The 7848-nt window shown below is 48.7% G+C and carries 4 protein-coding genes; 1 reads left to right on the top strand and 3 read right to left on the bottom strand.

What is annotated here, in order from left to right; genetic code table 11:
* From L5L98_RS21275 to prfB, 3 genes are all read right to left on the bottom strand, one after another.
* Window positions 1–157: transposase domain-containing protein (locus L5L98_RS21275; protein WP_263143387.1), on the bottom strand; the 157-nt coding region annotated here is incomplete at its 3' end.
* 223 nt (window positions 158–380) lie between these two features.
* A complete protein-coding gene (gene lysS / locus L5L98_RS21270) occupies window positions 381–1883 on the bottom strand; it encodes a lysine--tRNA ligase (RefSeq protein ID WP_006080389.1) in 1503 nt (500 codons plus the stop codon).
* Window positions 1884–1911: 28 nt separating this feature from the next.
* Window positions 1912–3010 (bottom strand): peptide chain release factor 2 gene (prfB, locus tag L5L98_RS21265; RefSeq protein ID WP_168824900.1). Its coding sequence is split into 2 segments (ribosomal slippage): window positions 1912–2934 and window positions 2936–3010, totalling 1098 coding nucleotides; the frame shifts between segments, so codons are not numbered across the junction.
* Between the two features lie 537 nt (window positions 3011–3547).
* Here prfB and fdhF point away from each other — a divergent pair.
* Complete coding sequence (gene fdhF, locus L5L98_RS21260; protein ID WP_263143385.1) at window positions 3548–7813, top strand: formate dehydrogenase subunit alpha; 4266 nt, start codon at window positions 3548–3550, stop codon at window positions 7811–7813.
* The last annotated feature ends 35 nt before the right edge of the window (window positions 7814–7848 follow it).

Raw genomic sequence — 7848 nt, 5'->3', positions numbered from 1 at the left:
ATTTACGCCGTCTTAACGTCGCAACGCCCTGAGAGTCTAGGCAAGATTGAATTAACTCAGGTTCTAACACATCTGCTAAGCAGGTGAATTCGGTTAGGCGGGTAATATGAGTACGGGCGAGTGCTTCTGAGAGTTGCATAAAAAAATCCGATGACATGAGGTCATCGGATTTTGATCTTTTCAGCGAGATCGTCAAGCGATCTGTCTTAACTGATCGGCATTAGCCAAATGGCTGGTTTTTTAGGGGGTATTTCATCGTAGCGATGCTCAGGTCATACCTAAATCAATCACTGTAAACTTAACCTATTGCGACTTACTAAAAGTCGAGTGGCTAAACTAATACAACAAAATGTACCAACGAAATACCTTGTTCGACTGCATTACGCCTGTGGGCGCATAGCAGGGAACAGGATCACGTCACGGATAGTATGAGTGTTAGTGAACAACATCACTAAACGGTCAATACCAATACCTTGACCTGCCGTTGGTGGCAAACCGTGTTCCAGTGCAGTGATATAGTCTGCATCGTAGAACATAGCTTCATCGTCACCTGCATCTTTCGCGTCAACCTGCGCTTTAAAGCGGTTGTCTTGATCTTCAGCATCGTTCAGCTCGCTAAAGCCGTTAGCCACTTCGCGGCCACCGATGAAGAATTCGAAACGGTCAGTGATGAAATGGTTGTCATCATTACGACGTGCCAATGGTGAAATGTCCGCTGGGTAGCCAGTGATGAACGTTGGTTGCATCAATTGCCATTCAGCAGTTTCACCGAAGATTTCTTCAAGCAGCTGACCACAGGTCCAGAACTTCTCAATCTTCATGCCTAAGCTTTTCGCTAAATCGCGCATGAATTCAACATCTTTCACTTGCTCATAGGTCATAGCTTGGATAGTGGCGTTATCAGGATTGTACTTCTGAATCGCTTCTAACATGCTTAAACGTGCGTATGGGCCACCGAAATCGACTGTGTGCTCACCGTAGGGCATTTGCGCACTGCCAAGCAGTTCGATAGCAATCGAGCTGAGCATTTCTTCGGTAAGGTCCATCAGATCTTTGTAGTCAGCATAAGCCATATAGAATTCCATCATAGTGAATTCTGGGTTATGACGTGGCGACAGACCTTCGTTACGGAAGTTACGGTTGATTTCGAACACACGCTCAAAACCACCTACCACTAAACGCTTCAGATATAATTCTGGTGCGATACGCAGATACATTGGCATGTCTAAGGCGTTGTGATGGGTGATAAAAGGACGGGCCGAAGCACCGCCTGGGATCACATGCATCATAGGGGTTTCAACTTCCATGAACTCTTTTTTGATCATGAAGTTACGAATTGCAGAAACCACTTTAGAACGCATGATAAAGGCATTGCGCGAATCTTCGTTAACGATGAGATCCACGTAACGTTGACGGTAACGCATTTCTTGATCGGCTAGACCATAATAATCCGCAGGCAATGGACGCAGCGCCTTGGTCAGTAACTCGTACTGTTCCATGTTGACGTATAAGTCGCCTTTGCCAGACAAATGCAGCTGACCGGTTACACCTATGATGTCACCGATATCCAGACCTTGAAAACGCTCTTTCAAATCAGCTTGTACGCTTTTTTCAGCATAGGCTTGAATACGGCCAGACACGTCTTGGATCACTAAGAAAGGGCCACGCTTTGCCATGATGCGGCCAGCAATGCTGGTCTTAAAACCTAAGGCTTCGAGTTCTTCTTTAGTGTTTTGACCATACTGTGCTTGCAGTTCAGCCGCTTTATGGGTGCGACGGAAGGTATTTGGATGCGCATTAGCACTACAGTTTGGGCGGATGCTTTCTAGCTTGGCACGGCGCTCGGCGATCAGTTTGTTCTCATCAATTACTTGTTCAGTCATCTTATTTCTCGTCTATACCTTGAATTAATTACAGCCCAGATTTCAAACTGGCTTCGATAAACTTATCCAGATCGCCATCGAGTACCGCTTGAGTATTGCGGGTTTCAACGCCTGTGCGTAAGTCTTTAATGCGGGCATCGTCTAATACATAAGAGCGAATTTGACTGCCCCAGCCGATATCAGACTTAGCGTCTTCTGCGGCCTGCTTGTCGGCATTTTGCTTGAGCATTTCTAACTCAAACAGTTTTGCTTTCAGCTGCTTCATCGCAGCATCTTTATTTTTATGCTGTGAACGGTCGTTCTGGCACTGCACGACGGTATTCGTCGGTAAGTGGGTAATACGAATCGCCGATTCCGTTTTGTTAACGTGCTGACCACCCGCGCCCGATGCGCGGTAAGTATCAATACGCAGATCCGATGGGTTGATATCAATCGTAATATCGTCATCGATTTCTGGATAAACGAACACAGAGCAGAATGATGTATGACGACGACCCGATGAATCGAATGGCGACTTACGTACTAAACGGTGCACGCCAGTCTCAGTGCGTAACCAACCGAACGCATATTCGCCAGTAAACTTAATGGTCGCGCCTTTAATACCAGCCACGTCACCATCGGTCACTTCCATCAACTCAGGGCTAAAGCCATGGGCTTCGCCCCAACGTAGGTACATACGCAGCACCATGTTGGCCCAATCTTGGGCTTCGGTACCACCACTACCAGACTGAATGTCTAAATAACAGTTTGACGCATCTTGCGGGCCGGAGAACATACGACGGAATTCAAGATCGGCAAGGCGGCTCTCGAGATAATCCAGCTCTTTACTGGTTTCATTGAAGGTATCTTCGTCTTCCTCTTCAATAGCCAGCTCGAGTAAGCCTTCAACATCTTCAAGACCTGAGTCCATATCGTCTATGGTTTTGACCACAGCTTCTAGGCTGGCGCGCTCTTTGCCTAAGGCCTGGGCGCGCTCTGGGTCGTTCCACACTTCTGAACTTTCAAGCTCACGAGTAACTTCTTCTAGACGCTCATTTTTGGCATCGTAGTCAAAGATACCCCCTAAGAAGCTCCGTGCGCTCGGCAAGCTCCTTAATTTTGAATTTTACTGGATTAACTTCAAACATGAGTTTTCAACTTTCTTTATTTGGCCGCTTTAATTGATCTTCCACTAAAAGGGGCGGTGATTAACAGTATTTGCAACCGCGCATTTTAACCTAACCAGACTGGTAAACCTAGGGGTGCACTGTTCATTAAATGGGATAACAAGGATTATTTTCCAAGCTAAAAGACCACAGCACTAAAGCCGAGACTAACAAAAAGCAATGAGTTAAGACTGTGATCTTACTTAAATTTAGCCAAGATAGTGCTATGCGCGAGGCCAATGGCTGACACACAAGCGCTCTCCTGCCTAAAAAATCCCCATAATATCAAAGGAAACACAACTAAAAAGGCCTGATAACGCCAACCCCATCACGACTAAATCAGAACAAACATTCACCAGCGCACAGTCTGGGCGGGTTTGTGATTCAAGCTGCAATTTTGCAGCAAACTTCACTCGCCCATAAGCGTCTTCTAAAGCTGTCTAGGTATACTCGAAACAACCTAAGCCTGCAGCCCCGCGCTATAGCAGCTAAGCACCCTACATATAAAAAGGCCATGGGATGATAGAACTTCGAATTGATGACCAAGTGTTGTCGGTTAATCCGACCGATAACCTACTGCAAGTGGCGCATGCTGCTGGCATAGCAATACCCAGCTTATGTGATCCCAGCGCAGCCTCGCAGCAATTAGGCGTTCACGAGCATGCAGACAAGCAAGCCTGCAATTTGTGTGTCGTCCAGATTGAGAATTCCGACGCCAGTTTGCGCTGCGTACGCGCCTGTGAAACGTCCGCCACAGTCGGCATGCGAGTCATAACTCAGTCTGAATTCTTAAGTCAAAAACGCAAACAAGCGCTGACTGAGATCTTGAGCGATCATTTTGCCGATTGCGAAGCCCCCTGCCAACAAGCATGCCCTGCGGGCGTCGATGTGCAGAGTTACCTGTATCACATCGCCCAAGGCAACCATACTGAAGCCGTTAAAGTCATTAAACAAACTTTGCCACTGCCACTCTCCATTGGCCGTGTCTGCCCTGCTTTTTGTGAAGCACAATGTCGCCGCGGACTCGTCGATGAGCCCATTGCCATACGTCAATTAAAACGTCACGCCGCCGATCTCGATTTAGCTGATGGCGAAAATGGGGGCATGAGTTATGTGCCGCCACGCCAAACCGACACGGGCAAAAAAGTCGCGATTATCGGTGCGGGTCCAGCAGGATTAAGTGCAGGATATTACTTATCAAACCAAGGCCATAGCGTAGAGGTATTCGAATCTATGCCACAGGCAGGTGGTTGGCTACGTTATGGCATTCCTGAGTATCGTTTACCTAAAGCGATACTAGACAAGGAGATCGCACTCCTGTGCCGCAATGGCTTAACCATACACACAGAAACACGTCTCGGTCACGAGATACATTTAAATCAATTAGTTGAAGATTTTGATGCCGTCTGTCTCGCCATTGGCGCCCAAAAAGCTGTGCCTATGGATTATCCCGGCAGCACACTCGCGGGTTGCTACTTAGGTGTCGATTACTTAAAAGATCATTGTCTCGAAAAGACTCTTGTTTTAGGTAAGAAAGTCGCCGTCATTGGTGGTGGCAATACCGCTATTGATTGCGCCCGCACAGCAGTGCGTGAAGGCTGCGATGTCACCTTAATTTACCGTCGCACCCGCGCCGAAATGCCCGCCGAAGCTTACGAGGTACATGAGGCCGAAGTCGAAGGGGTGAAGTTTCATTTTTTAACCAATCCGCTTGAAAACCATAGCGATGCGCAAGGTAGAGTCCATTCAGTCACCTTCGCTAAGATGGCACTCGGCGAAGCCGATGCCTCTGGCAGACGCGCTCCCGTTGATACTGGTGAAACCTTTACTCAAGATTTCGACACTGTGATAGCCGCAGTATCACAAACTCCCGATATGAGTTTTATGCAAGATCCTGCGAGCCACTTAAGCAATGGTGAACTCGCTCTCAGCCGCTGGAATACCTTTATTGGCTGCGAGCACACCATGTCATCAGGGATTGAAAAACTCTTTGTGGTAGGGGATGCGCGCCGCGGTCCTGCTACCGCAGTCGCCGCGATAGGCGATGGCCATAAAGCCGCAATCGCCATAGATAAATTGCTCAAACAAGGCCTAAGCTGTGAGCTGCATGCCACTGAATTTAATTCATCAAAAGCCGTCGGTAACACAATAAAACAAGGCTTGCCAACTACCGAACTCTACCCCTCTGTCGCACGTAAAGCCCGTTTAACCATGCCCGAATTGAACGCGGTGCAACGTTTACTCAATTACGGCGAAGTCGAGCTAGGCTTTGCTCCCGATGCCGCCATGCAAGAAGCTGCGCGCTGCCTCGAATGCGCCTGCCAAGCCAATACGGATTGTAAATTAAGGGACTATGCGACCGACTACCATGTCGAACCTAAGTCACTCAACACTCAAAGCGCGCGTAAGTTTTCGGTCGATAAATCGAGTCCGTTCATTCAATTTGATGCTAATCGTTGTATTAGCTGTGGTAAGTGCGTCGATGTGTGCCAGTTGCAGAGTGGCCATTGTGCGATTCAATTTGCCCATGATTCCTATCAAGCGCTGCCGCAAGACATAAGCGAAACCGCCACGCGCCGTGCACCGAGAGTCGGCTTTAGCGCTAGCATGGCCGACAGCAAATGTGTGCAATGCGGCAACTGTGTGCAGGTTTGTCCAACGGGCGCACTCGTCGATGCGCGGGATAAACGCCAAGGCAATGAAACGCCACTCAAAACCGCCTCAACGATTTGTACCTATTGCGGCGTAGGCTGTCGGCTTGACCTTAAAATCGATACCAGCACGAATCAGATCCGTCATATTGAGGGCAATAAAGAGTCTGTGGTAAACCAAGGCATGTTATGTGTGAAAGGCCGGTTTGGTTTCGATTTTATTCACAGTGAAAAACGCCTCACCACGCCACTCATTCGTAAAAATGGCCAGCTCACGCCAAGTAGTTGGCCTGAAGCCATCGCCTATGTGGCCGAACATTTACTGCAAATAAAACAGCAACATGGCAGCAATGCACTGGCAAGCTTGGCCTCGGCAAAAGCCACCAATGAAGAAAACTTCCTCCTGCAAAAATTTGTCAGAAGCATACTCGGCACCAATAACATCGACCATTGTGCCCGTCTGTGTCATTCATCCACAGTCACAGGCCTGCAGCAAAGTATCGGCAGTGGCGCCATGACCAATGACATTCCGAGCATTCAAGCATCGGATGTGATTTTTATCATAGGCTCAGACACCAGCAGTGCTCACCCGATCATCGCCTCAAAAATTAAGCAAGCCGTGGCTTTGCATGGCGCGAGACTAATGGTGGCCGACCCTAAACGTGTCGCCATTGCCGACAGTGCACAGCTTTATGTCGCCCACAGACCCGGCACAGACGTCATGCTACTCAATGCCATTATGGCGGAAATTATCCGTAATGACTGGCAGGATAAAAGCTATATTGCAGCGCGCACCGAAGGCGTGGATGCTCTCTATGCTGAACTGGCAAAAACAGATTACAGCCTAGAAAACGCAGCCTTGATAACAGGTGTTAAAGCCGAAGATATCGCCCGCATCGCCCGTACCATAGGCACGGCCGATAAAACCGCAATCTACTATGCTATGGGCATTACCCAGCACACGACGGGACACGACAATGTCACCGCCATATCTAATCTACAACTTCTGTGCGGCAATATTGGAGTTGAAGGAGCGGGGATTAATCCACTGCGGGGACAAAGTAATGTGCAAGGTGCCTGTGACATGGGCGCACTGCCTAACTTCTTCAGTGGTTACCAAAAAGTCACCGACATTCATGCCAGAATGCGTTTCGAGGCACATTGGCAAACGCCGTTATCGGGAGAAATTGGCGTGACCGCCACCCATATGATGCATGATATTTCCAAAGGGAAAATCAAGGCTTTATATGTGATGGGCGAAAACCCCGTATTAAGCGACCCAGATCAAGCCCATGTGCTTAGGGCGCTTAATGCAATCGACTTTTTAGTGGTGCAGGACATCTTCCTCACCGAAACCGCCGAGCTTGCCGATGTGGTTCTGCCCGCCGCGGCCTTTGTCGAAAAACGCGGTCATTTCACTAATACTGAACGACGAGTGCAGCGACTCGAACAAGCCCTGCTACCGCCAGGTGAAGCCCTGCCCGATTGGCAAATTGTCCAAGCCATTGCCAATGCGATGGGTGCCGCTTGGGATTACCCTAATGAAGAAGCGATTTGGCAGGAAATCAATGAGCTGACACCACAATATCGCGGCATTACTTGGCAGCGATTAAGCACTGGAGTTGACGGTAAAATTCCCCAAGGTATTCAATGGCCTTGCCCAGATGAAGCTCATCCAGGCACTCCCATTATGCACCAAGGACAATTCACCCGCGGCTTAGGTAAGTTCACACCAGTGAGTTATCGCTTACCCGCAGAAATGCCCTGCAGTGAGTACCCGCTCACCCTCTCAACCGGACGTTTACTGGAACAGTTCCACACAGGTACCTTAACCCGTAAAACGGCCGGACTCGACTTACTCGGCTCGCCTAAAGTAATGATTTCAGTCTATGACGCCGAGCAACTCGGCATAGGCAATGGCGATAAAATCAAACTCACTACCCGTCGCGGCGAAATTGAAATCGACGCCTTTGTGACGAAAAGAGCCCAAGCTGGCGTGTTATTCCTGCCCTTCCACTTTGTGGAAGCGGCCGCAAATAAACTCACCATCAATGCGCTCGATCCTGTCGCTTTTATCCCTGAATATAAGGTCTGCTCGGTGAGAGTTGAGCGGGTTGCCGAGAAAATTGATTAGGATGAACTGACTAGGCTGGATTGACTAAAGTAAAT

It is taken from the genome of Shewanella sp. SM23 (genome assembly GCF_025654295.1).
Lineage (GTDB): Bacteria > Pseudomonadota > Gammaproteobacteria > Enterobacterales > Shewanellaceae > Shewanella > Shewanella oncorhynchi.
Note: the sequence above shows the minus strand (reverse complement) of the source record. Positions and strands in the feature narration are given on the sequence as shown.

Excerpts from the sequence above, each read along its gene's own strand:
- lysS (WP_006080389.1), bottom strand. The coding sequence starts at position 1,883 with ATGACTGAACAAGTAATTGATGAGAACAAACTGATCGCCGAGCGCCGT.
- fdhF (WP_263143385.1), top strand. The coding sequence starts at position 3,548 with ATGATAGAACTTCGAATTGATGACCAAGTGTTGTCGGTTAATCCGACC.